27 protein-coding genes are annotated in these 26,518 nt (G+C 70.4%); 18 read left to right on the top strand and 9 right to left on the bottom strand.

Annotated features, from left to right (window positions below; translation table 11 throughout):
• The first annotated feature begins 15 nt into the window (after nt 1-15).
• The 13 genes from JOF40_RS00240 (at nt 16) to secA (ending at nt 13,769) form a co-directional block, all read left to right on the top strand.
• Entirely contained in the window at nt 16-345 is a 330-nt protein-coding gene (locus tag JOF40_RS00240) for a DUF3499 domain-containing protein (RefSeq protein WP_129183022.1), read from the top strand.
• Entirely contained in the window at nt 342-1,520 is a 1,179-nt protein-coding gene (locus JOF40_RS00235; protein WP_307800750.1) for a phosphohexomutase domain-containing protein, read from the top strand. Before JOF40_RS00240 ends, JOF40_RS00235 begins: the two co-directional genes overlap by 4 nt.
• Nucleotides 1,439-1,702, top strand: coding sequence for a hypothetical protein (locus tag JOF40_RS20100; protein WP_307800779.1), 264 nt, complete (start codon nt 1,439-1,441; stop codon nt 1,700-1,702). The genes JOF40_RS00235 and JOF40_RS20100 overlap by 82 nt, the downstream gene beginning before the upstream one ends.
• 9 nt (nt 1,703-1,711) lie before the next feature.
• Nucleotides 1,712-1,882, top strand: coding sequence for a Trm112 family protein (locus JOF40_RS00230; protein WP_129183020.1), 171 nt, complete (start codon nt 1,712-1,714; stop codon nt 1,880-1,882).
• Between the two features lie 142 nt (nt 1,883-2,024).
• A complete protein-coding gene (gene ahcY, locus JOF40_RS00225) occupies nt 2,025-3,452 on the top strand; it encodes an adenosylhomocysteinase (protein WP_129183018.1) in 1,428 nt (475 codons plus the stop codon).
• Nucleotides 3,453-3,566: 114 nt separating this feature from the next.
• Nucleotides 3,567-4,265 (top strand): MtrAB system response regulator MtrA, encoded by a 699-nt coding sequence (gene mtrA, locus JOF40_RS00220; RefSeq protein ID WP_129183016.1) that lies wholly within the window; start codon nt 3,567-3,569, stop codon nt 4,263-4,265.
• Between the two features lie 10 nt (nt 4,266-4,275).
• Nucleotides 4,276-5,805, top strand: coding sequence for an MtrAB system histidine kinase MtrB (gene mtrB / locus JOF40_RS00215; RefSeq protein ID WP_129183014.1), 1,530 nt, complete (start codon nt 4,276-4,278; stop codon nt 5,803-5,805).
• Nucleotides 5,802-7,553 (top strand): LpqB family beta-propeller domain-containing protein, encoded by a 1,752-nt coding sequence (locus JOF40_RS00210; protein WP_129183012.1) that lies wholly within the window; start codon nt 5,802-5,804, stop codon nt 7,551-7,553. Before mtrB ends, JOF40_RS00210 begins: the two co-directional genes overlap by 4 nt.
• 58 nt (nt 7,554-7,611) lie before the next feature.
• A complete protein-coding gene (locus JOF40_RS00205) occupies nt 7,612-8,298 on the top strand; it encodes a ComF family protein (RefSeq protein ID WP_129183010.1) in 687 nt (228 codons plus the stop codon).
• A 113-nt stretch (nt 8,299-8,411) separates the two neighbouring features.
• Complete coding sequence (gene hpf / locus JOF40_RS00200; RefSeq protein ID WP_129183008.1) at nt 8,412-9,035, top strand: ribosome hibernation-promoting factor, HPF/YfiA family; 624 nt, start codon at nt 8,412-8,414, stop codon at nt 9,033-9,035.
• 43 nt (nt 9,036-9,078) lie between these two features.
• On the top strand, nt 9,079-9,741 hold the full coding sequence (locus tag JOF40_RS00195; RefSeq protein ID WP_246152817.1) for a response regulator: 663 nt from the start codon (nt 9,079-9,081) through the stop codon (nt 9,739-9,741).
• Between the two features lie 11 nt (nt 9,742-9,752).
• Nucleotides 9,753-10,976 (top strand): winged helix-turn-helix domain-containing protein, encoded by a 1,224-nt coding sequence (locus JOF40_RS00190; protein WP_129183006.1) that lies wholly within the window; start codon nt 9,753-9,755, stop codon nt 10,974-10,976.
• 90 nt (nt 10,977-11,066) lie between these two features.
• Nucleotides 11,067-13,769: a preprotein translocase subunit SecA gene (gene secA, locus JOF40_RS00185; RefSeq protein ID WP_245343168.1), complete on the top strand. Its 2,703-nt coding sequence runs from the start codon at nt 11,067-11,069 to the stop codon at nt 13,767-13,769.
• Nucleotides 13,770-13,906: 137 nt separating this feature from the next.
• Here the strand turns inward: secA and JOF40_RS00180 are convergent, their stop codons facing one another.
• Both JOF40_RS00180 and JOF40_RS00175 read right to left on the bottom strand, forming a co-directional pair.
• A complete protein-coding gene (locus tag JOF40_RS00180) occupies nt 13,907-14,413 on the bottom strand; it encodes an Rv3235 family protein (RefSeq protein WP_129183002.1) in 507 nt (168 codons plus the stop codon).
• Nucleotides 14,410-15,066, bottom strand: coding sequence for a LysM peptidoglycan-binding domain-containing protein (locus JOF40_RS00175; RefSeq protein WP_129183000.1), 657 nt, complete (start codon nt 15,064-15,066; stop codon nt 14,410-14,412). Before JOF40_RS00175 ends, JOF40_RS00180 begins: the two co-directional genes overlap by 4 nt.
• Nucleotides 15,067-15,157: 91 nt before the next feature.
• Here JOF40_RS00175 and JOF40_RS00170 point away from each other — a divergent pair, with 91 nt between their 5' ends.
• Nucleotides 15,158-15,679: a hypothetical protein gene (locus JOF40_RS00170; protein ID WP_209674288.1), complete on the top strand. Its 522-nt coding sequence runs from the start codon at nt 15,158-15,160 to the stop codon at nt 15,677-15,679.
• Here JOF40_RS00170 and JOF40_RS00165 read toward each other — a convergent pair.
• Nucleotides 15,663-15,914 (bottom strand): helix-turn-helix domain-containing protein, encoded by a 252-nt coding sequence (locus tag JOF40_RS00165; protein WP_129182996.1) that lies wholly within the window; start codon nt 15,912-15,914, stop codon nt 15,663-15,665. The two genes, JOF40_RS00170 and JOF40_RS00165, sit on opposite strands and share 17 nt — an antisense overlap.
• Nucleotides 15,915-16,023: 109 nt before the next feature.
• On the opposite strand from JOF40_RS00165, the gene JOF40_RS00160 reads away from it, so the two are divergent.
• The 4 genes from JOF40_RS00160 to JOF40_RS00145 are packed head-to-tail and all read left to right on the top strand — an operon-like array spanning nt 16,024 to nt 19,611.
• Nucleotides 16,024-16,683 (top strand): hypothetical protein, encoded by a 660-nt coding sequence (locus JOF40_RS00160; protein ID WP_129182994.1) that lies wholly within the window; start codon nt 16,024-16,026, stop codon nt 16,681-16,683.
• Between the two features lies 1 nt (nt 16,684).
• A complete protein-coding gene (locus JOF40_RS00155; RefSeq protein ID WP_129182992.1) occupies nt 16,685-17,833 on the top strand; it encodes a CpaE/TadZ family protein in 1,149 nt (382 codons plus the stop codon).
• A gap of 40 nt (nt 17,834-17,873) precedes the next feature.
• A complete protein-coding gene (locus JOF40_RS00150) occupies nt 17,874-19,277 on the top strand; it encodes a WS/DGAT/MGAT family O-acyltransferase (protein WP_129182990.1) in 1,404 nt (467 codons plus the stop codon).
• Nucleotides 19,278-19,308: 31 nt separating this feature from the next.
• Nucleotides 19,309-19,611: a hypothetical protein gene (locus tag JOF40_RS00145; RefSeq protein ID WP_129182988.1), complete on the top strand. Its 303-nt coding sequence runs from the start codon at nt 19,309-19,311 to the stop codon at nt 19,609-19,611.
• On the opposite strand, the gene JOF40_RS00140 is transcribed toward JOF40_RS00145, so the two are convergent.
• The 6 genes from JOF40_RS00140 to JOF40_RS00115 all read right to left on the bottom strand — a co-directional run bounded on the left by JOF40_RS00140 (nt 19,608) and on the right by JOF40_RS00115 (nt 26,472).
• The gene (locus tag JOF40_RS00140; RefSeq protein ID WP_129182986.1) at nt 19,608-20,090 is read right to left on the bottom strand and encodes a DUF2505 domain-containing protein; all 483 of its coding nucleotides are present in this window, start codon (nt 20,088-20,090) and stop codon (nt 19,608-19,610) included. The two genes, JOF40_RS00145 and JOF40_RS00140, sit on opposite strands and share 4 nt — an antisense overlap.
• A gap of 34 nt (nt 20,091-20,124) precedes the next feature.
• Nucleotides 20,125-20,862, bottom strand: a complete 738-nt coding sequence (locus JOF40_RS00135; protein WP_129182984.1) for a PspA/IM30 family protein — start codon at nt 20,860-20,862, stop codon at nt 20,125-20,127.
• A 108-nt stretch (nt 20,863-20,970) separates the two neighbouring features.
• Nucleotides 20,971-22,200, bottom strand: coding sequence for a bifunctional glycosyltransferase family 2/GtrA family protein (locus JOF40_RS20095; protein WP_129182982.1), 1,230 nt, complete (start codon nt 22,198-22,200; stop codon nt 20,971-20,973).
• Nucleotides 22,197-24,257 (bottom strand): ArnT family glycosyltransferase, encoded by a 2,061-nt coding sequence (locus JOF40_RS00125; protein ID WP_129182980.1) that lies wholly within the window; start codon nt 24,255-24,257, stop codon nt 22,197-22,199. Before JOF40_RS00125 ends, JOF40_RS20095 begins: the two co-directional genes overlap by 4 nt.
• Before the next feature lie 64 nt (nt 24,258-24,321).
• A complete protein-coding gene (locus JOF40_RS00120) occupies nt 24,322-25,752 on the bottom strand; it encodes a sensor histidine kinase (protein ID WP_129182974.1) in 1,431 nt (476 codons plus the stop codon).
• Between the two features lie 3 nt (nt 25,753-25,755).
• Nucleotides 25,756-26,472: a response regulator transcription factor gene (locus JOF40_RS00115; protein ID WP_129182972.1), complete on the bottom strand. Its 717-nt coding sequence runs from the start codon at nt 26,470-26,472 to the stop codon at nt 25,756-25,758.
• Nucleotides 26,473-26,518 lie beyond the last annotated feature (46 nt).

Below are 26,518 nucleotides of genomic sequence, written 5' to 3'. Positions count from 1 at the left end.
CGCTAGCCTCGCCACGTGGGAACAGTTCGACGTTGCACGCGCTCGACGTGCTCGCAGGCCGCCGTGGCGACCCTGACGTACGTCTACGCCGACCAGACCGCGGTCCTCGGACCGCTGGCGACGTATGCCGAGCCGCACACCTACGACCTGTGCGACGAGCACGCGCAGCGCATGTCCGCCCCACAGGGTTGGAGCGTGCTGCGACTCGCTCCCGACCCGACCGCCGCCGCACCGAACCGCGACGACCTCCTCGCCCTGGCCGACGCCGTCCGCGAGGCCGGCAAGCCACCTGCTCCCACCCCCGACGGACCCCCGTCCCTACGACTCGTGAGGCCCGACCCGTGATCGACCCCCGTCTGCAAGAAGTCGTCAAGGCCTATGACGTGCGTGGACGCTCGCCCGAGCAGCTCGACCCGGTGCTGACCCGCGCGCTGGGCGAGGCGTTCGCTGTCGAGACCGGCATCGACCAGGGCCGCGGCACGGCCGTCATCGGTCACGACATGCGCGACACGTCGCCCGTCCTCGTCGAGGCGTTCGCCGACGGTGTCCGCTCGCAGGGCGGCGACGTCATCGCGATCGGTCTGGCGTCGACCGACCTGCTCTACTTCGCCTCCGGCGACCTAGACCTGCCCGGCGCGATGATCACGGCGAGCCACAACCCGGCCGAGTACAACGGCATCAAGCTGTGCCGTGCGGGTGCCAAGCCCATCGGCTACGACACGGGGCTGTCGGCCATCGCCGAGCACGCCACGGTCCTGCTGCAGCGCTCGGAGCTTCCCGAGCCCACCGGGACGTTCGAGCAGCTCGACGCGCTCAGCCGCTACGCGGCCTACCTGCACGAGATCGTGCCGATCCCGGCTGGGCGACGCCTGAAGGTCGTGGCCGATGCGGGCAACGGCATGGCCGGCCACACCGTCCCGTCGGTGTTCGCCTCGCTCGACGTCGAGCTCACGCCCATGTACTTCGAGCTCGACGGCACGTTCCCGAACCACGACGCCAACCCGCTCGACCACTCGACGCTCGTCGACCTGCAGGCGAAGGTCCGCGAGACCGGTGCCGACATCGGCCTGGCCTTCGACGGCGACGCCGACCGCTGCTTCGTCGTCGACGAGACCGGTGCGGTCGTGTCGCCCTCGGCCATCACGGGCCTCATCGCCCACCGCGCGCTCATCACGACGCCCGGGGCCACGATCCTGCACAACGTCATCACGTCCAAGGCCGTGCCCGAGATCATCGTCGAGAACGGTGGCACGGCCGTCCGCACCCCGGTGGGGCACTCGCTGATCAAGGCCGAGATGGCCCGCACGGGCGCGGTGTTCGGCGGCGAGCACTCCGGGCACTTCTACTTCAAGGACTTCTTCCTCGCCGACTCCGGCATGATCGCCGCGCTGCACGTCATGGCGGCCCTCGCCGAGACCGACGGCACGGTCTCGCAGCTCTGGCGCAGTACGAGCGCTACGTCGCGTCCGGCGAGATCAACAGCACCGTCGCAGACGGCCCCGCGATCCTCGAGCAGCTGACGACGACGTACGCCGACCAGGCGCAGGACACGATGGACGGTCTGACGGTCACGGGCGACACCTGGTGGTTCAACGTGCGCGCGTCCAACACCGAGCCATTGCTGCGCCTCAACGTCGAGGGTGACGACGAGGCGACCATGGCGCAGGTGCGCGACGACGTCCTCGCGGTCATCCGCGGATAGGCTGCACCCATGAACCTCGACCCGGCCCTGCTCGAGATCCTCGTCTGCCCGCAGTGCAGGGCGACGCTGTTCGTCGACGACGACGCCAGCGAGCTCGTGTGCAACGCCTGCGCGCTGGCCTACCCGGTGCGCCGGGACATCCCCGTCATGCTCGTCGACGAGGCCCGGTCCCTGACGTGAGCTCGTCCTGACGCAGCTCCGGCGGTCGACGTGGTCAACGACTGAGCACCCCTGACGTTCCGGCGGCATGACGCGCGATGTGTCACATCCGGGACGGCTCGCCGATTCGGCCAACTTCGCCGGTCGGCGTTACGCTGGGACCATGGATTACAACGTCGCAGACCTCTCCCTCGCGGAGTACGGTCGCAAGGAGATTGACCTCGCCGAGCACGAGATGCCCGGCCTTGTGGCGATGCGTGAGCGCTACGGCAAGAGCAAGCCGCTCGCCGGAGCCCGTATCGCCGGCTCGCTGCACATGACGATTCAGACCGCTGTGCTGATCGAGACGCTCGTCGACCTCGGTGCCGACGTCCGCTGGGCAACCTGCAACATCTTCTCCACGCAGGACCACGCCGCCGCGGCTGTCGTCGTCGGCCGTGACGGAACCGCCGAAGACCCCCAGGGCACCCCCGTCTTCGCCTGGAAGGGCGAGTCGCTGGCCGAGTACTGGGACGAGGCCGAGAAGGTCTTCGACTTCGCCGAGGGCGGACCCAACGTGCTGCTCGACGACGGTGGCGACATCACGATGCTGCTGCACCTCGGCGTCGAGTTCGAGAAGACCGGCAAGGTCCCCTCGCAGGACAGCACCGACAACGAGGAGTTCAAGGAGGTGCTGCGCGTCCTGGCCCGTTCGGTCGCCGCGAAGCCCGACCACTGGACCAAGATCTCGAAGGACATCAAGGGTGTCTCCGAGGAGACCACCACCGGCGTCCTGCGTCTGTACGACCGCTTCCGTGAGGGAACGCTGCTGTTCCCCGCGATCAACGTCAACGACTCGGTCACCAAGAGCAAGTTCGACAACAAGTACGGCTGCCGCCACTCGCTGATCGACGGCCTCAACCGCGCCACCGACGTCATGATCGGCGGCAAGGTCGCCGTCGTGTGTGGCTACGGCGACGTCGGCAAGGGCTCGGCGGAGTCGCTGCGTGGCCAGGGTGCCCGCGTCATCGTCACCGAGATCGACCCCATCTGCGCGCTGCAGGCCGCGATGGACGGCTACGAGGTCAAGCGCCTCGACTCGGTCGTCGAGACCGCCGACATCTTCATCACCACGACCGGAAACTTCGACATCATCACCGTCGAGCACTTCCAGAAGATGAAGCACCAGGCGATCGTCGGCAACATCGGCCACTTCGACAACGAGATCAACATGGCCGGCCTGGCCAAGATCCCGAACATCGTCAAGGACGAGATCAAGCCGCAGGTCCACCAGTGGATCTTCGAGGACGGCAAGAAGATCATCGTCCTGTCGGAGGGGCGTCTGCTCAACCTCGGCAACGCGACCGGCCACCCGTCGTTCGTCATGTCGAACTCCTTCACCAACCAGGTGCTGGCGCAGATCGAGCTGTACACGAAGGCCGACGAGTACGAGCTCGGCGTCCACGTGCTGCCCAAGCACCTCGACGAGGAGGTCGCCCGCCTGCACCTCGACGCCCTCGGCGTCGAGCTCACCGAGCTGACCAAGGAGCAGGCCGCCTACCTCGGCGTGCCGATCGAAGGACCCTACAAGTCCGACCTCTACCGCTACTGAGCACCTGCGGCTGAGCAGCACAGCAACGACCTCGACGAGCGCCCGGATGCCAATCCGGGCGCTCGTCGCTGTCGTGGCTCCGTATGATGGAGGGTCTATGAGCGAGCTGATCCCATGAGCTACCGGCGCACCAAGCGCGATCGCGTGCTGGTCGTCGACGACGACGCCTCGCTGGCCGAGATGCTCACGATCGTCCTCGAGGGCGAGGGGCTCACGACTGCGGTGTGCCGGTCGGGCGACCGCGTCATGGCGGCGTTCACGCAGTTCAAGCCCGATGTCGTGCTGCTCGACCTGATGCTGCCGGGGCTCGACGGCATGAGCGTGTGCCGGCAGATCCGTGCTGAGTCGGCCGTGCCGATCATCATGCTGACGGCCAAGTCCGACACCCCCGACGTCGTCGCGGGGCTCGAGGCCGGGGCCGACGACTACATCACCAAGCCGTTCAAGAACACCGAGCTGGTCGCGCGGGTGCGGGCCCGGCTGCGGCGCTCCGACCAGCTGGCGTCGCCGCTGGAGTTCGGCGACATCGTGCTCGATCCGGCCGGTCACACGGTCTCCCGCAAGGGCGAGCCGCTCGAGCTGACGCCGCTGGAGTTCGACCTGCTGGCGTGCCTGCTCAGCGATCCCTCACAGGTCTTCACCCGCGAGACCCTGCTGCAGAAGGTGTGGGGGTACCACCACCCCGGCGACACCAAGCTGGTCAACGTCCACATGACGCGTCTGCGGTCCAAGATCGAGGACGACGCCGAGAACCCGCAGGTCATCCGCACCGTGCGCGGCGTCGGCTACCAGGCGATCCAGCCCGGTTCGTGACGGACGACTGATGCCCAGCCTCGTCCGGATCTGGCGGCGGTCCATCCAGACGAGGGTCGTCACCAGCACGATCCTGCTGAGCACGTTGGTCGTGGCCCTGACGGGTTGGGCGCTGCTGCGCGACGTGGCCAGCGGACTGGCCGACAGTCGCCGGGCAGCAGCGGTGTCGGAGGCGCGCTCGGGCTTCGACTACGCGCAGACCCAGCTGGACGCAGCGGTCGAGACCGAGCCGTCGACGCAGTCGCAGGCGCTGACGCAGATGGTCGACTCGTTGACCCGCTCGCGGGGCGCCCAGCGCACCTACGAGCTCGTGCTCCAGGGACCGCTGCTGACCGACGACGGCGAGGTGCCCATCCGCTCGTCCGCCGCGATCCAGCCCCGTGCTCTCCCGGCCGACCTGGCCGCCGCGGTGCGTGCCGGACCGGGCACGTTCTGGCGCTACTCCGAGCTGTCGCTCGTGGGCTCGGGTTCCGTCGAGCCGTCGGTCGTCGTGGGCAGCCAGCTGCGCGCGCCGGGCAGCGGTGACACCTACGCGATGTTCTACCTGTTCTCGCTCGAGGACCAGCAGGACACGCTCGACCTGGTGCGCCGGGCGCTGCTGCTGGGCGGGCTCGCGATGATCCTGATGGTCGGTGGTGTGGCCTGGCTGGTGTCGCGGCAGGTGCTCGACCCCGTGCGGCTGGCCCGGCGCATCGCCGAGCGCTATGCGAGCGGCAACCTCGAGCAGCGCATGCACGTCAGCGGCGAGGACGACATCGCGCGGCTGAGCACGTCGTTCAACCAGATGGCCGCGAGCCTGCAGAGCCAGATCCGGCGGCTCGAGAACCTGTCGCGCCTCCAGCAGCGGTTCGTGTCCGACGTGTCGCACGAGCTGCGGACGCCCCTGACGACGGTGCAGATGGCCAGCGAGGTGCTCTACGACTCGCGGGAGCGGTTCGACCCGCTGACCGCCCGGTCGGCCGAGCTGCTCAAGCGTGAGCTCGACCGGTTCGAGTCGCTGCTGTCCGACCTGCTCGACCTCAGCCGGTTCGATGCGGGTGCCGCGGTGCTCGAGCTCGACACGATCGACTTCGCCCAGGTCGCGCGCCGTGCGGCCGACGACCCCGTCCTCGCCCGTGCCGGCATCACGGTGCGGCTGGTCGGCGTCGAGCGTCCCGCCCTCGTCGAGGCAGACCCGCGGCGCATCGACCGCATCGTGCGCAACCTGTTGGCCAATGCGGCCAAGTACAGCGGTTCCGACGTCGTCGAGGTCGAGGTCGCGCAGAACGCCGAGTCAGCGTCGCTGTCGGTCCGCGACTTCGGTGTCGGGCTGTCGGGCGACGAGAACATCCGCGTCTTCGACCGCTTCTGGCGCGCCGACCCGGCTCGCACCCAGGGCGGCACGGGGCTCGGGCTCGCCATCTCGCGCGAGGACGCCGCGCTCCACGGCGGCACGCTGCAGGCCTGGGGTCGTCCCGGTGTGGGCAGCGAGTTCATCCTCACGATCCCCAAGCCCGAGGGATCGGCCAAGCACCCGCCCCTCGAGTCGGTGTACGCGTGAACCGCCGTCTGGCGGTGCGGACGCTGCTCGTCGCGATCGTGGCCGTCGCGGTGTCGGCCTGCGCCGGCATCCCGTCGTCCGGACCGGTCACGAGGGTCGCCGACGACGGGGACCTCGGCCAGAGCGCGGTGCGCTACGCGCCGGCCGGGCCGCAGCAGGGCGCGACGCCGGAGCAGATCGTCCGGGGCTACCTCGACGCGATGCTCGCGTTCCCGCAGTCGACCCGCACGGCATCGACCTTCCTGACCGCCAAGGCCGCCGACAGCTGGGCACCGTCGTCGCAGGTGCGTGTCTACTCCCAGCCCGAGGTGTCGCAGCCACAGGCGCCTGCGGGCAGCGGTGACACCGGAGAGCTGGTGCCCGGCACCGTGACGGTGCGACTGGGGTTCGCCGAGGACGCCCAGCTCGACCGCCAGGGCCGCTACACCCGGGTCGCGGCCCCCTCGGCCGTCGCCTACACGCTCGAGCAGGTCGACGGCGAGTGGCGCATCACCGACCCGCAGGACGGGCTGCTGGTCAACGAGAAGTTCTTCGCCGACTACTTCAGGTCGTTCGACCTCTACTTCTTCGACCGCCCCGGTCGCCGGCTGGTGCCCGATCCGGTCTACCTCGTCGTCGGCGACCAGCTGGCCACGAACCTGATGACAAGTCTCGCGGGAGGCCCGTCCGCTGCGGCCCGTGAGGCCACGCGCACCTACGTGCCCGAGCGCTCGGCCCTGCGTCCGTCCGTGCCGGTGAGCTCGCGCGGTGTCGCCGACGTCGAGTTCACCGACGACTTCGCGGACCTCGGGCGTTCGTCCCGCGACCGGCTCTCGGCGCAGGTCGTCTGGACGCTGCGCCAGGTGCCGGACGTCGAGGGCGTCCAGGTGCTCGGCGGCACGACGGCGCTCACGGCCGGCGGCGACGACACCCAGCCCGTGCAGGCGTGGGGCGGCTTCGGGCCCAGCACGGCGCGGGGCAGGGCATATGCCGTCGTCGCCAACCAGGTCGTCGAGGTCGACGACGGCGAGACCCGGCCCATCAGCGGCACGTGGGGCAAGGATGCCCGCGGCGCCCAGCAGGTCGCCGTGGCGGAGTCCGGGGTCGCCGCGGTGCTGCCGGGCGGCGCGGCGGTGAGGCTCACGTCGCGCGAGGGCACCGGCGGTCGCACCGTCCGCGGCACCGACTTCATCGCGCCCGACTGGGACCCCGACGGTCGCCTGTGGCTCGTCGATCGTCCGGCGGGCAGCACTCGCGTCCGCGTGACGACCGGCAGCGAGCAGACCACGCTCGATGTCGGCGCCGTGGCGGGGCTCGACGTCACCGACTTCCACCTCTCGCCCGACGGCACCCGTTACGCGCTCGTCGCGATCGACGGGGGAGTCGGCAGGCTGTACGTCGGTCGCGTCCTCCGTGACGTCACCGACCAGGTGCGCGGCCTCGGCGACCCCGCCCCGGTGTTCACGACGGCGCAGGCACCGCGAGCCGCGTCGTGGGCCTCGACGACCGAGCTGGCGTTCCTGGGCGACAGCGAGGCCGGCGCGCAGATCTACCTCGTGTCGATCGACGGCTCCGAGACCACGAGCCAGGTGTCCCGCAGCGGCTCTCTGCTCCCCGACGTCGGTGCCGACGCCCTGGCTCTCGGCACGGGCCGCTCGCAGGTCGTCTACGTCACGGACCAGCGCGACCGGCTCTGGTTCCTGCCGCCGGGCGGTTCGTGGAAGGTGCTCGACACGCCTCCGGTCACAGCCCTGACGATCGGCCGCTGACTCCACAGCCTCCGCACGGACGGTCGACGGGGGCGGTCTGGTGAGCCACGCTCGACTCGTGCGTGAGCTGATCGTCCCTGCCGCCGACCTGCTGCTGGGTGCCCGGTGCGCGGGCTGCGGCGGACCGGCTCTCCTGCTGTGCCGGGCGTGCGGCGACATCGTCCGGCCAGACCCCCGTGAGGTGTGGCCGCGTCCCGTCCCCGCCCAGCTGACCCGGCCCACACGCGTCCGGCCCGTCGCTGCCGGTGACAACTCCGGGGTGCTGCGCCGGGTCGTCCTGGCCTGGAAGGAACAGGGGGTCTCACGGCTGACCGACGTCCTCGCGCATCACCTCGCGGCAGCAGTCGTCCCTCACCTGCACGGATCGTCGCCGGTGGCGCTGGTGCCGGTGCCGACGTCGCGGCGCAGCCGACGCGAGCGCGGCTGCGACCTCGTCGATGACGTGGCCAGGTCGGCCGCCCGTCTGCTGGTCGACGTCGGCATCGACACCGTCACGGTGCAGGCGCTGACCTACGCCCGCACGACGGCCGACCAGGCCGGCCTCGACGCGATGTCGCGCCACGACAACCTCGCCGGTGCCTTCGTGGCGCGCCCGCGCAAAGGCATGTCGCCGCGGCGGATCGTGGTCGTCGACGACATCTTCACGACCGGCGCGACGGCCGTGGAGGCCGTCCGTGCGCTCACGGCGGCGGGACGTCGGCCGGTCGGCATCGCGGTGATCGCTGCAACGCCGCGACGTTCCTGAGACCGCCCGATGAACTTCGGCTGAACGCTGGTCAATCCCCACGGTGCGGACTAACGTCCTAGGCATGGCATGACCACCGCACCAGAAGCGTGACACCGACACGAGGAGTCCACATGGAAATTGTCGTCAACGGTCGCAACAGCGAGATCTCAGAGCGCTTCAGGGAGCACGTCGAGGAGAAGCTCCTCCGGCTCGAGAAGTACGACGCCCGCCAGAAGATCACCCGGGTCGAGGTCGAGGTCACCCACGAGAAGAACCCCCGTCAGCACGACAAGGCCGCCAAGGTCGAGATGACGCTGCGCTCCCGCGGACCCGCGGTGCGAGCCGAGGCCGCCTCGACCGACCAGCACTCCGCGCTCGACGCCGCGATCGACAAGCTCGAGTCCCGGCTGCGCCGCGCCGGTGACCGCAGGCGCATCCACCACGGTGACAAGACGCCCACCTCGGTCGCCGAGGCCACCGCCAGCCTCCCCGTCGTCGACCAGGTCGACGACGACACCGACGAGATCCCCTGGACCAAGGCCGGCCCGATCGACGTCCAGGGCGAGAGCCCTCTGGTCGTGCGCGAGAAGACCCACCAGGGATCGCCCATGACGCTCGAGCAGGCGATGTACGAGATGGAGCTCGTCGGGCACGACTTCTTCCTGTTCCTCGAGAAGGACTCGATGCGCCCCAGCGTGGTCTACCTGCGCAAGGGCTACGACTACGGCGTGATCCACCTCGACGTCGTCGAATGACTGTCCGTGCACGTCTGTCCCAGTTCCGTGGCATGATCATCGGGTGACTTCCGGGGCCAACAGCATTCGCGTGCTGCTCGTCGATGATCAAGAGCTGTTCAGACGCGGCGTCAAGATGGTGCTCAGCGCCGACGACTCGCTCGAGCTCGAGGAGGTCGACGACGGCGACAAGGCTCTCGAGCTCGTCTCGGAGAACCCGTTCGACGTCGTCCTCCTCGACGTTCGCATGCCAGGACGCAGCGGCGTCGAGGTCTGCGCTGCGATCAAGCAGATGTCGCCCACGACGGGCATCATCATGCTGACCGCCAGCGACGACGAGTCCGATCTGTACGAGTCGATCCGCAGCGGTGCCTCCGGCTACCTGCTCAAGGACGGGTCGACGTACGACCAGGTCGCCGAGGCCGTGCGTCTCGTGGCGTCGGGGCAGTCGCTGATCAGCCCCAGCATGGCCACCAAGCTGCTCGACGAGTTCGTCCAGATGTCCAAGAGTCCGGCCCCCGCGACCAACCTGACGCCTCGCGAGCTCGGCGTGCTGCGCCACGTCGCCCGTGGGCTGAGCAACCGTGAGATCGCCGAAGAGCTCTTCATCAGCGAGAACACGGTCAAGAACCACATCCGCAACATCCTCGAGAAGCTGCAGATGAAGTCGCGCATGGAGGCTGCCATGTACGCCGTGCGCAGCAAGCTCGTCGACGACATGCCCTAGCCGGCACCCCGTTGACCCGTCAGCTCTCCGTCCTGCAGGCACGCCGCATCGCGTTGGCGGCGCAGGGATTCACGCGACCGCGTCCCGGCGTCCACGGCGACGTGGCGGCCCGGCACGTCGCGCGCGTCGTCGACCGGCTCGGCTTCTTCCAGATCGACTCCGTCAACGTCCTGGCCCGGGCGCAGTACATGCCGCTGTTCTCGCGCCTGGGGCCGTACGACGTCGAGATCCTGCACCGCGCCGCGGGCCGGGCACCCCGCCGGCTGTTCGAGTACTGGGCGCACGAGGCGGCCCTGGTCGACGTCAGGCTGTGGCAAGCCTTCCAGCTCCGCATGGAGTCCGGAGCGCGCATGTGGGGCGGCATGGCCAAGATCGCGGCCGAACGTCCCGCGTTCGTCGACTGGGTCCTCGAGGAGGTCCGCGCCAACGGTCCGCTCACGGCACGCGAGATCGAGCACGACGTGCCCCGGGAGCGCGACCGCGAGCAGTGGGGCTGGAACTGGTCGGAGGTCAAGCTCGCGCTCGAGTACCTGTTCTGGAAGGGCGAGGTCACGTGCGCTCGGCGCAACTCCGCGTTCGAGCGGGTCTACGACCTCCCCGAGCGGGTCATCCCCCAGGCCCAGCTCGATGCGCCGCCGATGGACGCCCCCGAGGCGCACCGCGTGCTCGTCAGCCACGCGGCGAGCGCGCTCGGGGTGGGCACGGCGCAGTGCCTGCGCGACTACTTCCGCATGGACCCCGCCCAGACGAGGGCCGCGATCGACGACCTCCTCGAGATCGGCGAGCTGCTGCCCGCGACGATCGCCGGCTGGAAGCGCCCCGCCTTCATCCACCGCGACGCCGTGACGCCACGCAAGGTCGACGCTCGCGCGTTGCTGAGCCCCTTCGACCCGCTGGTGTTCGAGCGCACTCGCACCGAGCGGCTCTTCGACTTCCGCTACCGCATCGAGATCTACGTGCCGGCGGCCCAGCGCGTCCACGGCTACTACGTCCTGCCGTTCCTGCTGGGCGACCGGCTCGTGGCCCGGGTCGACCTCAAGGCGGACCGGCATGCGGGCACCCTGGTCGTGCACGGTGCGTGGGCCGAGCCGCACGCGCCGGCGCGCACCGCCGACGAGCTCGCCCACGAGCTGCGACTGATGGCCCGCTGGCTGGGTCTCGGCGCGATAGATCCGCCGGCCCGGGGCGATCTGGCCGGGGAACTCACGACCTGTCTTGCCTCTGGCCTAGACTGACTAGGCTTTACGTCCTCATCAGTCATCTGTGCAGCAACCGCCGTCCCAGGAGTGCATTTCGTGCCCAAGGTCATCGACAAGATCCTTCGCATGGGCGAAGGCAAGGTCCTCAAGCAGCTCGAGGCCATCGCCAAGCAGGTCAACGCGATCGAGGACGAGTTCCGCGCGATGACCGACGACGAGCTGCGCGGCATGACCGACGAGTTCCGCGACCGTCTCGAGGCGGGGGAGTCGCTCGACGACATCATGCCCGAGGCCTTCGCGACGGTGCGCGAGGCCGCGTTCCGCGTCCTCGGCCAGCGACACTTCGACGTGCAGATCATGGGCGGGGCGGCGCTTCACCTGGGCAACATCGCCGAGATGAAGACCGGCGAGGGCAAGACCCTGGTCTCGACGCTGCCGGCCTACCTCAACGCGTTGAGCGGCAAGGGCGTCCACATCGTCACGGTCAACGACTACCTCGCGAAGTACCACGCGGAGTGGATGGGCCGCGTCCACCACTTCCTCGGCCTGTCGGTCGGTCAGATCCTGCCCAGCATGTCGCCGAACGAGCGTCGCGAGTCGTACGCCGCCGACATCACCTACGGCACCAACAACGAGTTCGGCTTCGACTACCTGCGCGACAACATGGCCGACGACATCGCCGACTGCGTGCAGCGCGGACACAACTTCGCCGTCGTCGACGAGGTCGACTCGATCCTGATCGACGAGGCCCGCACGCCGTTGATCATCTCGGGCCCCACCGAGGACGAGGTCAAGTGGTACGGCGAGTTCGCCAAGATCGTCGGAGCGATGACGATCGACGTGCACTACGAGGTCGACGAGAAGAAGCGCACGATCTCGGTCACCGAGGAGGGCATCGACAAGGTCGAGGACCAGCTCGGCATCGACAACCTCTACGACGCCGTCAACACGCCGCTGATCAGCTTCCTGAACAACGCCATCAAGGCCAAGGAGCTGTTCAAGAACGACAAGGACTACGTCGTCATGGAGGGCGAGGTCCTGATCGTCGACGAGCACACCGGACGCATCCTCGACGGACGCCGCTACAACGAGGGCCTGCACCAGGCGATCGAGGCCAAGGAGGGCGTGCGCATCCGCGAGGAGTACCAGACCCTCGCCACGATCACGCTGCAGAACTACTTCCGCCTCTACGACAAGCTCGGTGGCATGACGGGCACGGCCCTGACCGAGGCCTCCGAGTTCGACAAGATCTACAAGCTCGGCGTGGTCCCGATCCCGACCAACCGCGTCGTCGCGCGCGTCGACCAGCCCGATCTGGTCTACCGCACCGAGGAGGCCAAGTTCAACGCGGTCGTCGAGGACATCGTTGAGCGTCACGCGACGGGCCAGCCGATCCTGGTCGGCACCACCAGCGTCGAGAAGAGCGAGCGGCTGAGCAAGCAGCTCAAGAAGCGCGGAGTGCCCCACGAGGTGCTCAACGCCAAGCAGCACGACCGTGAGGCCGCGATCGTCGCGATGGCCGGGCACAAGGGTGCCGTCACGGTCGCGACCAACATGGCTGGCCGAGGCACCGACATCATGCTCGGCGGCAGCGTGGAGTTCCTGGCCGACGCTGCGCTGCGCAAGAAGGGCCTCGACCCGCTCGAGGACTCCGAGGCCTACGAAGCCGCGTGGCCCGAGACGCTCCAGCAGATGGAGCAGCAGGTCAAGGACGAGAAGCTCGCGGTCGCCGAGGCCGGCGGCCTCGCCGTCATCGGCACCGAGCGCCACGAGTCGCGCCGCATCGACAACCAGCTGCGTGGACGCTCCGGGCGCCAGGGTGACCCGGGCGAGACCCGCTTCTACCTGTCGCTCGAGGACGACCTGATGCGCCTGTTCAAGGCCGACTGGGTCAACTGGGTGCTGCAGACCATGAAGATCCCCGACGACGTGCCGATCGAGAACAAGCGCGTCACGGGTGCCATCGCCTCGGCGCAGGCCCAGGTCGAGGCGCAGAACTTCGACACCCGCAAGAACATCCTCAAGTACGACGACGTCATGAGCCGGCAGCGCGAGGTCATCTACACCGAGCGCCGTCAGGTGCTCGAGGGCCAGGACATGAACGAGTGGGTCCGCTCGATGATCGGCGAGGTCACGGGTGCGTATGTCACCGGTGCCACCGACGGCTTCCCCGAGGAGTGGGAGCTCGAGCAGCTGTGGACCGCCCTCGGCACCCTCTACCCCGTGGGGATCACGATCGAGGAGGTCGAGGCCGAGGCCGGTGGCCGCGAGGGTCTCAGCCGCGAGTCGCTGACCGCCACGATCGCCGAGGACGCCCTCGCCGCCTACGAGCGTCGCGAGGCCGATCTGGGCACCGAGGTCATGCGCGAGCTCGAGCGCCGTGTCGTGCTCAGCGTGCTCGACCGCAAGTGGCGCGAGCACCTGTACGAGATGGACTACCTGCGCGAGGGCATCGGCCTGCGGGCCTACTCGCAGCGTGATCCGCTCGTCGAGTACCAGCGCGAGGGCTTCGAGCTGTTCTCCGCCATGATGGAGGGCATCGCCGAGGAGTCGGTCGGCTTCTTGTTCAACCTCGACGTCCAGGTCGAGGAGACCGAGGACGACGACGCCGACGAGGTCATGCAGCTGTCGGCCAAGGGCCTCGGCGTGAAGTCGGCCCCGCAGAACCTGTCGTACTCGGCCCCCAGCGAGGACGGCGACGTCGAGGTTCACGGCGAGACGGTTGAGGAGGAGTCTCCCGAGACCGAGGCTCGCCGCGTGGCCAACGCCAAGAACAGGGCCCGCCAGAAGACGAAGCAGCAGCGCAAGAGTCGCAAGAACAATAGGTAGGGCGCACGGCTCCTTCGTCGCCGCATCCGCTGCTCGTACCTCGCAGCGGCCAGGCTTCGCCTGGGCGCCTGCCTTCGCTCGCTGGCGCTCGCTCGGCCCATGGTTGCTTCGTGGGTCGGGCGGGCTGGCGTGCTCACCTAGGCCCAGACGAGGGCTGTGCACTTCCAGACCTGGTCGCCGCGGTGGGTGGTCTGCAGCTCGAGCCTGACGGCGATGGCCCGTGAGCGTCCGCGGTGCACCATGCGACCGGCGATCTCGGCGGCCTCGTCGTGCACCATCGCGACGTGCACCGAGACGATGCGCGCGCCCCGACCCGATCTGGCCCGCAACGGCACCCTCGCGTGCACCGTGAGCCGGGCGGTCAGCTGCGCGTAGACGTCGGGTGCCATCCAGGCGGCCATCTGCCGCAGTGGACGCTCACCGGACAGGACTTCGACCAGCGCCTGCATGAACCGCGCGGCCCGCTCGCGGATCACCCGGGCGTCGCCCCGCTCGACCGGCGCGGGCAGCACGGGGGTCATGCCGGGGAACGGCAGCGGGATCTGCCCGGCAGACGGTTCGACGGGGTCGTCGAAGGGGCTGCTCGACGGTCCGACGAACGGGACGGTCACCTCAGGGGCGACCAGCTGGGTGGCGGTCTTCATGACGATTCACTTCCGGTCGGCGGTTGGAGCAGCTGGGCAGGGATGATCAGGTCGGGGTCGTCGCCGATGACGCCGCGGTTGGCGTGGTGCCACCGCTCCGTGGCTCGCGCGATGTCGGCGACGGAGGCGTCATGCGGCAGGGAGCGCGCCGCGATGCCCCAGAGCGTGTCGCCGGGCCGGACCGCGACGGCCCGCGACGGGGCTGGGGCCGGGGTTGCGGCCGGGACCGGGGTCGTCGCAGGGGAGGTCGCCCGGCGTGCGGTGGGCCCGCCCCTGACATCTGGCCGGTCGGGCAGCGGCAGCCCGGAGACCGTGTGGCGGGCGGGGTCGGCGGCACTCGGCGCCGTGAGCGACTCGGCATGCGCGGGGACCACCGTGAGCGCCCCGGCCGCGCCGACCAGCAGGGCACGTCGGAGCAAGGCGGGGGTCAGTGCTGACACGACCTGCGACGAGGCCCCGAGCACGACCGCGCCGCATGCCAGCAGCGACCAGGCGGCGAGGCCCAGCAGGCCCAGCGACGCGACGGCGACGGCAGCCTCGGGGAACGAGGGCCCGTGCGCATCGGCGACGAGGTCGGCGACATCGGGAGCGAGGACGGCGACCACGACGGCGGAGACGGCCGCGAGACCCCAGCCAGTGCGCGACATTTGCATGTCAGCCCCCTTGATGACGTTTGAGTACGTTTGATTACATCAAATTCATTTCGAGGTAGTTTGTCAACGGACAGTGCGCGGGGGTGTGGACGTGCGATACCGTGCCGCTGTGCGGTGGGACCGACTCTTCGACGACCTCGAGGCCCAGGCGGAAGACCTGGAGCGCGAGGAACGTGACGCGCTCGTCGTCGAGCTGCGGGACGGTGAGTGGGCGGACACCTCGTGGCTGGACCTGCTCGGAGGCCGTGTGGCGGTCGAGGTGGTCGGTTGCGGACGTGTCGAGGGTGCCGTGACCCTCGTCAACGAGCGGGTGCTGCAGATCTCCGGCGACCGGGCCGATCACGTCATCTCGACGGCGGCCGTGCTGGTCGTGCACTCGGCAGAGCGGCGCGCCGACCCGGCAGGCCGCGTGGCGGCCAGCCTGGGCTGGGGTCACGTCTTCCGGGCGCTGCGCGACGACGGCGACGGCATCGTCGTGAGGCTGGTCGACGGCAGCTCACGGGAGGGGACAGTCGGCGTCGTGGGTGCCGACTTCGTGCGGCTGACGACCGACGGCGGCCGGTCTCAGGACGTGCTGTGGTCTGCCGTCGCGATGGTCAGCGGTCGGACGTGACGTCGTCGTCGACCGACGACTCCGCGAGCTCGCGCACGTCGTGGTCGGCGCGGGCGTACTGCCGGGAGATGTAGTCCTCGAGCTGGTCGTTCTCGATGCGCCACTGGCCGCGTCCACCGATCTGGATGCCGCGCAGCTCGCCGGAGCGCACGAGCGCGTAGACCTGCCGCACCGTCACGTTGAGCACCTCCGCGACGTCTGCCAGCGTGAGGAACCGCGGGCTGGGAGATGGCATGCCCACAGTTTCCCACGCCCCGGTGTCAGCCGATCGCGAGGTGGGCCCCACCTGTGGACAAGTCGGCCAGGGGCTGGACGGGACGGCCTGATGTCGGTAGAACCGTGGCATGACGAACTGGCGGGGGCCTGGGAGATCAGGCGGGACGACACCACGACTGCAGGTCCGACCCTGGCGTGACCCGAGGCTGGTCCTCGGCGTCGTGCTGGTGCTGGGGGCGACGGTGCTCGGTGCACGGGTCGCGGCCGCGGGCGACGACCGCGTCGAGTACTGGTCGGTGCGGGCCGGCACGACGCCCGGCGACGTCGTGTCGCGCGACGACCTGCGGCCGGCCAAGGTGCGCCTCGCCGGCGACGCGGCCACGAGCTACATCCGCACCGACGAGGAGTTCGACGAGCCCCTCGACCAGCTCGTCTGGGCGCATGCGATGGCACCGGGCTCGCTGGTCGACAAGGCATCGCTGGTCAGCCGCTCGGCCGCCGACGAGGTCGAGCTGCCGCTCAGCGTCGCGCAGGGATCGGCACCGTCCGACCTGGCGGCCGGCGACAGGGTCGACGTCTGGGTCGGCCCGGGGCCCGGGGACGAGCCCGGAGGCGAGGCATCGCGGGTGCTCGAGGACGTCCGAGTCGTCCAGTCCGGTGACGAGGCCGCCGCCGCGAGCGGTGCCGCGGCGCAGACCGTGCTGGTCGACGTCGACGCGTCACGCCTGGGCACCGAGGTCATCAGCACGGTGGCCACGGGGCACGTCACGCTCGTCCGGGTGTCGTGACATGGACGTCGTGATCGCCGCCGGGGGAGCGGCCTGGGAGGAGGCGGCCATCCGCGAGGTCGAGGCCTCCACGGTCCTGCGCCTGGCTCGCCGGTGCGTCGACGTCGCAGACCTGCTGGCCGTCGCCCAGGCAGGTCGCGCCGGGGCGGCCATCGTCTCGACCGGTCTGCCGGGCCTCGACCTCGACGCGGTCACCCAGCTGGAGGGCGCGGGCGTGCGGGTCGCGGCGGTCGATCCCGACCCGTCGCTCAGCGAGGCGTGGGGCATCCGCCGCGTGCTCCGGCTGGGCGAGCTCGAGGGCATCGCCGACGAGAGCTGGGTCGAGCCGCGCCCCGAGCCGTCCCGACGTGCGCCGGTCGTCGCCGTGTGGGGCCCGGCGGGTGCACCCGGCCGCAGCACCGTGGCCCTCGCGCTGGCCTCGGCCGCGGCGGCGCGCTCCGTCGACACCGTGCTGGTCGACGCCGACACCCACGGCGGATCACTGGGTCAGCTGCTCGGCGTGCTCGACGACGTCAGTGGTCTCGTGGCGGCCTGTCGCGGCGTCAACAACGGTCGACCGCACGAGGTCGCCACCCACCTGCTCGACGTCGACCCCTCGCTGCGCCTGCTCACGGGGCTGCCGCGTGCCGACATGTGGCCGCAGGTGCGCACGATTGCGATGCAGGGCGTGCTCGACCAGCTGCGCGGTGCCGCCCAGCTCATCGTCGTCGACATCGGTGCCGAGCTGGAGCAACCGAGCGCGCCGGGGCCCTCCCGGCACCAGACGGCGCTGCAGGTCGTCGACGCCGCCGACGTCGTCGTGGTCGTCGGGCGTCCTGACCCGGTCGGGCTGTCGCGGCTCGTGCGGGGCCTGCACGACCTCGCGACGATCGTGCCGGGTGTCGAGCCGGTGGTCGTCGTCAACCAGATGCGGTCGACCCTCGGCTGGAAGGAACGGGAGGTCCGGGCGACCGTCGCGCGGCTCACGGGCATCGAGCCGGTCGTGCACCTGCCGTCCGACCAGTCGAGCCTCGACCTCGCCGCGATGAGCGGCCGGGCACCCCGTGAGGCCGCTCCGTCGTCGCCGTTCGTCGCCCGTCTCGAGGTGCTGACCTCGCACGTGCTGGCAGCGGTCGTCTCGCCCGACAGTCTCGCAGGGTCCCGACGTTGACCCGGTGGTAACTTCTCTGCAGGTCGTCACGAGGAGAGACATGCAACGGTTGAGCCCCCTGGACGCGATGTTCCTCCATCAGGACAGCCCGACCGTTCCTCGCCAGGTGGCCTCGCTCGCGATCCTCGAGCCCGGCGACCAGCTGCTCGACTACGACCGCCTGATCCACGTCATCAACGAGCGCATCGACCTGGTGCCGCGCTACCGGCAGATCCCGCGGTCGGTGCCGGGCGCGTTCGGCACGCCGGTCTGGCTCGACGACGAGAACTTCGACATCTCCCTGCACGTCCGCCGCTCTGCCCTGCCGCGTCCCGGCACGACCGACGCCCTGCACGAGCTGGTCGGACGGCTCATCGCCCGCCGGCTCGACCTCGATCGCCCGCTGTGGGAGCTGTACCTCATCGAGGGGCTCGAGGGCGGCCGTGTCGCGCTGCTGTTCAAGTCGCACCAGGCGCTCGTCGACGGCAGCGAGACCGTCGACCTGGCCCAGGTGCTGCTCGAGGAGACGGCCCACGACCGCGACATCCCCCACGAGGAGTGGAACCCCCGTTCGGAGCCCCATGCGGCCGAGCTGCTGGTCAACACCGTCAGCCGCAACGTCCGTCACCCCGCCGAGGCGCTGCGCGTCACCGAGCTCAACCTGGGACGCCTGGCCCGCAAGCTGCCGGTCATCGGGTCCGACGGCCAGACACCGAGCAGCGTCCTGTCGACGCAGCTGAGCCGTCACCGCCGCTTCGCCTCGCTCGCCGTGAGCCTGTCCGACCTGCGTCGCATCCGTGAGGAGCACGGCGGCACCGTCAATGACGTCATCCTGGCGTGCATCGCCGGCGGCATCCGCGGCTGGATGCTGACGCGCGCCGAGCCCGTCACGGCCAAGACCAGCTTCCGGGCCATGGTGCCGATGTCGGTCGTTGCCAAGGACGGCCTGCCGACGTCGCTGGGCTCGCAGGTGCGCGGTCATCTGCTGTCGCTGCCGGTCGGCGAGTCCAATCCCGTCGTGCGGCTGCACCAGGTGTCGTACGCGCTCAAGGACCACCGCGAGACCGGCTCGGCCGTCGCCGCCAACAAGCTCGCGAGCCTGCCGGGCTTCGCGACGTCGACCTTCCACGCCGTGGGCGCGCGCGTGGCCGATGCCGAGGCGGGCCGCGGCCACCAGATCGTCATCACCAACGTGCCCGGTCCGCAGGACGCGCTCTACCTCGCGGGCACCGCTGTCGCCGAGGTGTACCCGTGCATCCCGCTCAGCGGCAAGCGGGCGGTCGCCATCGGCGTGACGTCGTACCACGGCCAGGTGTTCTTCGGCATCGTCGCCGATCGCGACGCGGTGCCGGACGTCGACGTGCTGGCGCAGTGCATCGAGGACGCCTTGGCCGAGCTGGTCGTGTCGGTCGACGACCGGCGCACCCGCGCTCCCCGGGGCCGACAGCGTCCGGCGCGGTCATGACCGGCGACGACATCACGAGGCAGGAGACGGCATGAGGGTCTATCTGGGGCTGGACGTCGACGAGCTCGTCGCCCTCGCCCGCGGGGAGCAGGTGACGCCGTCCGAGGCGTTCGTCGCGGCCTCGACCGACGAGGAGGACGAGCTGGCGGCGCTCGAGGAGGCGGCTGAGCACGGGGCCGTGGCTGCGGCGGCCGAGCTCGACGACCCCGACGGGCCGGTGCGGCTCGTCGACATCGCGTCGCTGCACCTCGACCTCGACGACAGCGGCGACCTCGCGTGGTTCGCCACGCAGGAGATCGCCGCCGTCATCGAGCTGGTCGAGGGTTCCGGCTAGAGCCTGCTCTTGCCGTAGTCGACCTCTTCGCGCAGCGAGGCCTTGATGGCCTTGGCCACCTCGGGCTCGATCTTCTTGCCGAGGAACGGGATCTTGACCGTCACGTCGCCGTCGACCGTGAACTCCGAGCCCTCGCCGGCGGCGTAGAGCTTGGCCTTGCCGACCATCTCGGCGGGCTGGCCGATGATGCTGACCTTGACGTCGGCGGTGCGGTTGCCCGAGGCGTCGGGTCCGCTCCAGACCTCGGTCTGCTTGACCTTGACGGTGCTGCCCGTGAGCTTCTTGACGAAGTCGGGGAGGTCAGCGTCCTGCGTGCGGACGATCGTGACGGTCGCGCCGTCGCCCTTCGGCTCCACCGTGACCTCGTAGTCGGTCGCGCCCTGGTTGGCGCACGAGTCGGTGCGGAAGGCCTGGTCGACCAGGATCGCGTAGACCGCGTCCACGCCGGCGTCGTAGGTGTACTTCTCGTTGAGCTTCATGCCTGGGTCCTCTGGTGGTGACGGATGATGCTCATCAGGCGGTCGGCTGGTCGCCGGCGGCCAGTGCCTTGAGCTCGGACAGGCGGGCCTCGACCTCGGTCTGGGTGCTGTCCCCCTCGAGCTCGGCGAACTGCGCGTCGAGGCTCGACGCCGCGAGCTCGGCCTGACCCGCGACCTGTGCCTCGTCGCGGCGGACCTTCTCCTCGAAGCGGGACAGCTCGCTCGTGGGGTCGAGGACGTTGATCGACGAGACGGCGTCCTGCACCTTGGCCTGGGCCTCGGCGGTCTTGGCACGGGCCACGAGCTGGTCGCGCTTGCTCTTGAGCTCGCCGAGCTTGCCCTGCATGTTGATGAGCCCGGCCTTGAGCTGCTCGACGGTCTGGTTCTGGGCGGCGATCTGCGGGGCTGCGGCCTTCGCCTCGTTCTCGAAGCCGATCTGCTTGCTCAGAGCCACCTTGGCCAGCGAGTCGAACTTGTCGGCCTCGGACCCCTGGCCCGCGGCGCGCAGTGCGTCGGCCTTCTGTGAGGCGCGGATGGCCTTGGAGCCCCACTCCTTGACCGCGGCGACGTCCTCGGCGTGGTCGGCCTCGGCGAGCCGGAGGTTGCCGATGGTCTGCGCGACGGCGTCCTGCGCCTCGGCGATCGAGCTCGTGTAGTCGCGCACGAGCTGGTCGAGCATCTTCTCGGGGTCCTCGGCCTTGTCGAGCAGCGAGTTGATGTTGGCCCGGGTCAGCTGCCCGATGCGCCCGAGGATGGACTGTTTCTGAGCCATCTGTGTTCCGTCACTTTCGTCGGTCGGCGGTCTCGAAGGGATGCCGTCGCTGTCGATCTTGCTGCATGGCCGGTGACGAGACAACAGATCGGGCCACCTCGTCGCCGCTCAGGTGCCGGGCGAGGTCGTCGTGCGGGGACCCCGGAAGATCCAGATCCGCATCAGGACGAAGCGCATGACCGTCACGAACAGGTTGGCGGCGGTCAGGGCGGCGACCTCGACGAGCGGGTGGCCGTCGCCCCGGACGGCGCGCAGGGTCCAGATCGTCCCGCTCGTCACGGCCAGTCCGCAGGCGAAGACCAGCAGCCCCTGCAGCTGGTGCTTGAGGGCGTCGGTCGGACCGCGCAGGCCGAACGTGAAGCGCCGGTTGGCAGCGGTGTTGGCCACGGCGGTCGCCGCCAGGGCGACGGCATTGGCCTCGAGCGCGCCGAGGCTGCTGCGCAGCAGCACGTAGAGCAGCCCGTACGCCGCGGTCGACAGCGCGCCGATCAGCGCGAAGACGACCATCTGTGCGCTCAGCCCCCCGCGGGCGCTGCGCGATGTCGCACGGCCCAGCGCCTGCGCCACGTCGGCGAGCGGGATGCGACCGCGGACGAGCGACCAGCCGAGCCGGCCCATCCCGCGCAGGTCGGCGAGAGCCGTGCGGACGACGTCGACCCGGCTGTCCGGGTCGTCGACCCAGTCGACCGGCACCTCGTGGATGCGCAGCCCGGCCCGCTCGGCGACGACCAGCAGCTCGGTGTCGAAGAACCACTCGTCGTCCTCGATCAGCGGCAGCAGCTGCGCGGCGACGTCGCGCCGGATGGCCTTGAAGCCGCACTGCGCGTCCGAGAACCGGGCCCGCAGGGCACCTCGGAGCAGGACGTTGTAGCTGCGGGAGATGACCTCGCGGCGCGGCCCACGGGTCGTCCGCGACGTGCGCGCCAGCCGCGACCCGATCGCCAGGTCGGAGTGCCCCGACAGCAGGGGAGCGACGAGCGGCAGCAGGGCGTTGAGGTCGGTCGACAGGTCGACGTCCATGTAGACCAGCACCTCGGCATCGGAGTGCGACCACGCCTCCTTGAGCGCCCGGCCGCGTCCCTTGCGGGTGAGACTGACGACCCTCACGTCGTCGAAGCGGTCGGCCAGCTGGTGGGCCAGCAGGCTGGTGGCGTCGGTGCTGGCGTTGTCGGCGATCGTGATGCGGTGGTCGAACGGCAGGGTGCGCAGGTGCTCCCGGACCTTCTCGACCGAGGGAACGAGCGCCGCCTCCTCGTTGAACACCGGGATCACGATGTCGAGGACGGGCGCGCGTCCGGGCGACGGGAGGCTGCCGGGCACCGTGGCCGTGGCCGTCACCGGACGCCTCCGCTCAGGTCGTACAGCGTCACGCCGTCGACGGTCTGGGCCGTGAAGGTCTCGGCGACCCACGCGGCGATGTCGGAGCTCGAGCTGCTGCCGCCGCTCTGGCCGCCGCGGCCCCCTCCGCCGCCGAATCCGCCGCCTGCGATGAAGTAGTGGATCTCGCCGTCGGCGACCCGCTGCTCGAACTCGGCCAGCGTGGGGCTGGGGTCGGAGCCGTTGAAGCCGCCGATCGCCATGACGGGCAGCTCGGTCGCGAGCTGGTAGCCCGCCGCCGTGTTGGAGCCGACGGCCGCGGCGACCCAGGTGTACGAGTCGGCATCGGTCTCGAGCAGGGCGTTGATCGCGTCGGTCGACTGCGATCCGTTGAGCAGTCCGCCGGCTCCGCCTCCCGCGCCGCCGCGGGACCGCATCCCGTTCGGCGTGGTCGGCGTCTGGCCGCCGGCCTGCGCTTGGCCCTGGCCCTGCGTCATGCCCTGCGGACGTCGCATGCCGCCCATCCGTCCGCCGGGCCCACCGCCCATGCCGCCACCGGCGCTGGGACCGGCCGACGGGATCGAGCCCGTGTGCGGGGTCGAGGCGGTGTCGACCGCGTAGGCCGCCGGTCCGACCAGGACGGCCGCGAGAGCCGTCGCGATCGCGGCGACGACGGTGCGCCGCGGCAGTAGTCGGTGGGCGACGACCAAGAAGGCGGCCGCCCCGCCGAACGCCACGACGGCGTACTTGAGCCATGGCACGAAGTCGGTCGAGCGATCGAGCAGCACGAAGCTCGTGGCCGAGGTCATCGCGATGACGAAGGCCGCGCCGAGCGATGCGACCGGCGACTCACGGTTCTCCCACAGGATGCTCGCGCCGATGCCGACCAGCGCGGCGATCGCCGGGGCCAGGGCCACGGTGTAGTAGGCGTGGAAGATGCCGGCCATGAAGCTGAAGGTCAGTCCGGTGACCAAGAGCCAGCCACCCCACACGAGCAGGCCCGTGAGCTGCCGGTCAGTGCGGCCCGCCCGGCGGACGAACCACAGGCTCAGACCCAGCAGCACCAGCGCGGCGGGCAGCAGCCAGGCCACCTGTCCGCCGATCTCAGAGGTGAACAGCCGGAAGACGCCGGTCTCGCCCCAGCCGCCACCCCCGCCGACCGAGCCGGTCTCGTTGCCGTTGAGGCGGCCGAGGCCGTTGTAGCCGAGCGTGAGCTCGAGGATCGAGTTGTCCTGCGAACCGCCGATGTAGGGCCGGCTCGAGGCCGGCCACAGCTCGACGATCGCGATCCACCAGCCGCCGGCGACGATCATCGATCCGAATGCGATGAGCAGGTGCTTGAGTCGCACCACGACGCCGACGCGCGCGGTGAGCAGGTAGACCAGTGCCAGCGGGGGCAGCACCAGGAAGGCCTGCAGCATCTTGGTCAGGAACGCCAAGCCGACGAGGGAGCCGCCGAGCGCGAGCCACCGCACGGCCCGCGCGGGGTTCTCGATCGCGCGGATGGTCGCGTGCACGGAACCGATCAGCAGCAGCGTCAGCAGGGCGTCGGGGTTGTTGAACCGGAACATCAGCACCGCCACGGGGGTCAGCGCGAGAGCCGCTCCGGCCAGCAGGGACGCCCAGGCGTCGTGCGTCGTGCGGCGCACCGTCGCGTACAGCAGCCCGACGGACGCGACGCCCATCAGGGCCTGCGGCGCGAGCATCGCCCACGACGACAGGCCGAAGATCCGCACCGACAACGACATGGGCCACAGCGACATCGGCGTCTTGTCGACCGTGATCGAGCTCGCGGCGTCGGACGAGCCGAAGAAGAAGGCCTTCCACGACTCGGACCCGGCCTGCACGGCCGCGGCGTAGAACGAGTTGGCCCAGCCCGAGGCACCGAGGCCCCACAGGTAGAGCAGGGCCGTGACCAGCAGCAGCCCCAGCAGGGCCGGCCGGACGAGCGGCGAGTCGTCCTCGCGTCCTCGCCAGAGGCGGCGGGCATGGGACAGGGACGGGGACGGGGGAGTGGCCGGAGCGGTGGCGTCGCGGTGCGGCGCCGGTGCCGGGGGCGAGATCGCGGTCTGGGTCATGTCCCCACGATGCGATCGCGAGTTGGGGGCGGGGTGTGCTGAGTCTGTGCCGAGTCTGTGAGCGTCAGGCGGTCGGCAGCAGCAGGGTGAACGTCGTGTCGCCCGGCGCGCTGCGGACCGTCGCGGTGCCGCCGTGGGCGTGCATGATCGCCTTGACCAGCGACATGCCGAGGCCCGCGCCGCCCGAGGCGCGGGTGCGCGACGAGTCTCCGCGGGTGAATCGCTCGAAGACCGTCGGCAGCAGCGAGGGGTCGATGCCCGGCCCGTCGTCGTGCACGTCGACGCGCACGGCCTCGCCGCTCGTCAGTCGCACCGACACCACGGTGCCGGGCGGTGTGTGGCGTGTCGCATTCGTGACGAGGTTGGTGACGGCCTGGTGGAGCCGCTGCTCGTCGCCCGCGACGGTCACGGGCTCGTCGGGGACGTCGAACGTCCAGCGACGCTCGGGGTCGCGGACGCGGGCGTCGTCGACGGCCTCGACGACGAGTCGCGTCAGGTCGACGGGGCGGCGGTCGATGCCGCGCCCCGCGTCGAGCCGGGCCAGCAGCAGCATGTCCTCGACGAGGGTCGCCATGCGTCCGGCCTCCGACTCGACCTTGGCGAGGATCTGGTCGGGGTCGGCCCTGCCGGTGCGCCGGCTGAGCTCGGCGTAGCCCTGGATGGTCGACAGCGGCGTGCGCAGCTCGTGGGACGCGTCGGCCAGGAACTGGCGCACCTGCTGCTCGCTCTCGTGGCGGGCGTCGAGGGCGTGCTCGACGTGTCCGAGCAACCTGTTGAGGGCCTCGCCCACCTGGCCGACCTCGGTGCCGGGGTCGGTCAGCGCGTCGGGGACGCGGACGGTCTCGCCGATCTGGCCGGACGACAGCGGCATCGCGGCGACCTGGTGGGCCGTGGCGGCGACGTCGCGCAGCGGCTGCAGCTGACGGCGCACGAGGAGGCGACCGGCGACCGCCGCCGTCGCGATGCCGGCGAGTGCCAGCAGCGACTCCCAGAGCACGAGGCTCGAGATCGTGTCGTCCACGTCGTTGGTGGGCAGTCCGTTCCAGACGACGGTTCCTGATGGCGACGTGGTGGAGGCGACCCTGTACGACCCGAGGCCCGGCACATCGATCGTCCGTGGTTCCCGGTCGGCGTCGACCTGCTGGAGCGCGCGGGCTGCCTGCGTCGAGAGGTCCTTCGGGCCACCGCCGTTGCCGGCCACGACGACGGTGCCGGTGACCGAGTCTCCCGACCGGATCGCCTCGATGCTGCCGACGTCGCGACCGAAGCCCTCGCCACCACGGTCCTGCCCGGCAGGGGGCGCGGGCATGACCCGGTCGGCGCGGAACTCGGCGCGGCCCAGGGACTGCGTGACCTTCTCGTCCAGCTGGTCGGTCAGGTAGGAGCGCATGACGAGCGTCGCCGCGAACGCCACCAACACGCTCACGGCCGCGACGAGGGCGACGGCGGTGACGATCAGCCGGCCGGTCAGGGAGGAGGGCACGAGTCTGCGCACGCGTCAGCCGACCGGCTTCAGGACGTACCCCGCACCGCGCTTGGTGTGAATCATCGGCTCGTGCCCGGCGTCGATCTTCTTGCGCAGGTACGAGATGTAGAGCTCGACGACGTTGGCCTGCCCTCCGAAGTCGTAGTCCCACACGCGGTCGAGGATCTGCGCCTTCGACAGCACCCGCCGAGGGTTGCGCATCATGAAGCGCAGCAGCTCGAACTCGGTGGCCGTCAGGTCGATCTCCCGGCCGGCTCGGACGACGTCGTGGCTGTCCTCGTCGAGCGTCAGGTCGCCGACCTCGATGATCGAGCTGGGCCGGGCGTCCAGGGCACCCGTGCGGCGCATGAGCCCGCGCAGGCGTGCGATGACCTCCTCGAGGCTGAACGGCTTGGTGACGTAGTCGTCGCCGCCGGCGGTCAGCCCCGCGACGCGGTCCTCGACGGAGTCGCGCGCGGTCAGGAACAGCACGGGTACGTCGGGCGCGAAGGCACGCACCTTGCGCAGCACCTCCATGCCGTCGTAGTCGGGCAGCATCATGTCGAGGACGATCGCGTCGGGGCCGAACTCCTTGGCCGAGGCGACCGCCTTGCGTCCCGTGCCGGCGGTGCGGATGTCCCAGCCCTCGTAGCGCAGCGCCATCTGCAGCAGCTCGGCGATGTTGGGCTCGTCGTCGACGACGAGCACGCGCAGCGCCGATCCGTCGGCGCGGGTCAGAGAAGTGGCCATGCGGTCATTGTGCGGCGCACAGGCCTCGTCCCGCCTGGGACCTGGC

Origin of the sequence: Aeromicrobium fastidiosum (assembly GCF_017876595.1) — a bacterium.
GTDB lineage: Bacteria > Actinomycetota > Actinomycetes > Propionibacteriales > Nocardioidaceae > Aeromicrobium > Aeromicrobium fastidiosum.
The sequence above is the reverse complement of the archived record's forward strand: the minus strand, read 5'-3'. Positions and strand labels throughout refer to the sequence as shown.